The organism is Agaribacillus sp. DX54, assembly GCF_056858335.1.
Window position 1 is genome coordinate 1 of sequence record NZ_JBXEQE010000078.1, and the last position, 3,891, is coordinate 3,891.

Consider the following 3,891-nt stretch of genomic DNA (forward strand, 5'->3'; position numbering starts at 1 on the left):
GACGGTGACTTATACGATCACACCGGCATTTGGAGGTTGCAGTGGTACACCAGTTGATTATGTAGTGACCGTAGACCCGCTTCCTGATGCGACGGCGAGTGATGCGACGATCTGTAGTGGTACGACGAGTAATGTTTTGATCAGCAACCCGAATGGTGTTACAGGCACAACCTTTAGCTGGGTGGTACATAGTAGCACGAACGTCAGTGGCGCGACTGGTGGTAATGGCTCATTGATAGGTCAGAAGTTAACGAGCAGTGATATGATCAACAGTGGGAGTGTGACTTACCGTATTACACCCACAGCAAATGGCTGTTCAGGCACTCCGTTTGATGTGATAGTGACTGAGAACCCGACACCAGCAATCAACAATACTCCACTCGATCTGATTAATACCATCTGCAGCGGTACAGGTTTAAATTTCATCCCATCCTCTACAGTCACCGGTACCACCTATTCGTGGACTTCCTCCATAATCGGCACCATAGATGGCGCCAGCATTACGGCTTCCGGAAGTGGTGCTATTAACGATGCACCAGTCAACTACGGGAATAATATTGCTTCTGTGATTTACCAAATCACACCATCCCACTCCGGCTGTGCGGGTACACCGGTCGACTATATAGTATTTGTAGAGCCAATTCCTACCGTCGATGCATCAGACCAAACCATTTGTAGCGGTGAACTCAGCAATGTTATCGTCACCAATCCCAATGGTGTGAGCGGTACATCTTTCGACTGGGTAGTTTCAAATATCACTGGTGCGATAACAGGAGCCAGTAATGGTAGTGGTGCCCTGATCAGTCAGCAACTCATTAATACCAGCGCTGTTTCAGGTTCGGTGACTTATACCATTACGCCTACTGCTTCGGGCTGCAGCGGAATTCCCTTTAATGTTGTCGTAACGGTTGACCCGCTTCCGACTGTCAGTGCTGGTATCGACATGGCTATCTGTGAAGGAGAAAATGCGCTTTTAAATGGTACAACAGGGGGTGCGGCGACTATGGCCACATGGACTTCCAGCGATGGACTGGGTACATTTTCACCCAATAACAATACTTTAAATGCCACCTTTATGCCTGATGCTTCACAAATTGGAAGTACAATTACACTGACCTTAACCACCAATGACCCAGCCGGACCCTGCCATTCGGCAGAGTCTTCCATTTCATTAACCATCAATGCACTGCCAGTAGTTTCCTTTGGAGGCTTAAATCCGGAATATGCCGTAAATGAGCCTACCGTACCTCTCTTTGGATCACCCAGCGGTGGCACATTTGTTGGCCCTGGCATTGTGAGTGGGCTTAGCTTCAGTCCTTTTGAAGCCGGTGTAGGAACACATGCTATTCAATATAATTACACTGACCCTGGCACAGGCTGTTCAAACTTCTCTGCTCCTCAGTCGGTTAAGGTAAACCCATTACCAGACGTAGGTATACCCGGCCTGGGTGCCACGGATTTTTGTTTTGACGACCCCGACTTTCCCCTGGTAGGAGACCCGGTGGCAGATGGTATAAACACTTTTGGTATATTCAGTGGACCAGGCGTGGTAAACAATGATCTTTTCACCCCTTCATTGGCAGGGGTAGGAACGCATGTGATCAGATACACTTATACTGACGAAAACAATGCCACAAACTTCACAGATGTAGTTGTCAACGTCAGGGAGCTTCCAGTCGCAGATTTCGGTGTATTTAATAGCTGTGATGGAGAGGTAGTTAATTTTACTGACTTATCGAGTGTCCCTAACCCCAGTACTATTGTAAGGTGGGAGTGGGATTTTGGGGATAATTCACCCATTGACAATGCGCAAAACCCCAGTCATTTATATTCAGCTCCGGGAATATATACTATCGTATTGACCGTAGAGTCAGACTTTGGATGCAGATCTTCAAAAAGTGCGGATTTGGAAATCGGAGCTTTTCCTACCACAAAGTTTAGCTGGGAACAGATATGTTTTGGAGATGCCGCCATGTTTACAGATAACACTTTTTTCCCAACCGGCACAATTTCAAGTTATTTATGGGATTTTGGAGATCCGGTAACAGGCCCGGACAATACATCCGGTCAGCAAAACCCTTCCCATGTTTTTTCAGCGCCCGGCTGGTACGATGTGAGTTTAACCGTAACCACCGGAATAGGCTGTCAGCGTACTGTTACCGAGCAGGTATTTATACTGCCGGCGGTAGGAGCAGGGGACTATCCTTACATCGAAAGCTTTGAAAACGGATCCGGCGGCTGGGTTGCGCAGGGAATCAATAATTCATGGGAATGGGGGGTGCCGGCAACCGACATGGTCATTGATCAAGCGGCAGACGGAACCAACGCTTGGGTAACAAATTTAAGTGGCACTTATAACAGTGGTGAAAAATCCTGGGTAAATTCGCCATGTTTCGACTTCAGTACGATAGAAAGGCCAATGATCTCTTTTAAAATATGGTCTCACACCGAGGAGCAAAAAAGCGGGGCTATTGTAGAATGTTCTACTGATGGCGGGGTAACCTGGACAGTACTTGGTGACAACAGGGGGCTCGAGAGTGTGGAATGGTATAATTCCTCGGCCATTCTAGGAAGTCCCAGTAGCCCGGGAAATGTTAATATTGGGGATTTGGGCTGGTCAGGGAAGGAGACCGGTTGGAAAAAAGTGAAGCATTCTCTGGACGAATTTAAGGGGAACAGTTCAGTGCAGTTTAGAATCACCTTCGGGGCAGATTTAAATGATCCCTCTATTTCCGGATTAAATGGCTTCGCCTTTGATGATGTTTACATAGGAGAGCGTTCCAAGGTCATTCTATTGGAGCATTTTACCAATAATTCCCAGGTTGAAAGTTCACAATCCAATGAGCAGATAGCTAATCTGGTCAATCAAAACGGCGGTGAGGTTTTCAGTATTAATTATCATACCAGCTTTCCTGGTTTTGATTTATTCAATCAGGAAAATACTGCCGATCCAAGTGCCAGAAGATTATTTTATGGCCTGTCGGAGCCCCCTAATGTTGTGGTTAATGGAGCAGGTATTTTTAAGCTGCTCAATGCCAGTAACACCGCTGTGTTGCAAGACTCTATTAGCAACTTTTCTCTGGAAACACCGTTTTTCGATATTGACTTAACATTACCTCCTGCCAGCAATTCTGTGCTGGATATCAGCACAATCATTACTGCTACAGCAGCCCTTCCTCCTGGTTTCGAAGAAGAACTTGTGGTGCATACTGCCATTATTGAAACTGAAGTTTCCGGGATCGAAAGATTGCCACCGGAAGTAATTTACCATAATGTTATGAAAAAGTTGTTGCCGGATGCTTCAGGCCATACCATCAACCGCGCCTGGAATGTGAACGATACCGAGGTCATCGACGAATCCTGGGTGGTAGAAAAGGCCTTTGACCCCACCAAACTCGCTGTTATTGTATTTGTGCAAAATAAAGATACCAAGAGGGTTTATCAGGCAGCTTATATTAAGGCTCCTGATAAGCAAAATGCCACTATCACTGGTATCGGACATAGTCAGAATACCTCGGGGGAATTAAAACTCTATCCTCAGCCGGCTTCAGATCATGTTATACTTGAACTGGAGCCAACGTTGCAAAATGATTATGTGTGGAAAATTTCCGATCAGCGGGGTGTGACCATTGAAACCGGTAAAATTGACAGGCATCAGAACAGGATCGATATACCTACGATTGATTTGGTGAGTGGTATGTACTTTATTATACTGGAAAACAAAGACACGGAGATCATCAGAAGAAAAATGGTCATTGTCCGGCAATAAATCTATTGTCCTTCACCCCAACATCTACTGGCGCCAGTGTCTCGTGACTGTTGCACAACTTAAGAATGTACCTGTATTTTATTTATAAGCAAAAACCTCTGTGTCTCTTTGTGTCTTAGTGC

At 45.9% G+C, this 3,891-nt stretch carries 1 protein-coding gene; it reads left to right on the forward strand.

What is annotated here, in order from left to right; translation table 11 throughout:
- Positions 1–3,769: PKD-like domain-containing protein (locus AC04NP_RS30285; protein ID WP_482863868.1), on the forward strand; the 3,769-nt coding region annotated here is incomplete at its 5' end.
- Between the last annotated feature and the right edge of the window lie 122 nt (positions 3,770–3,891).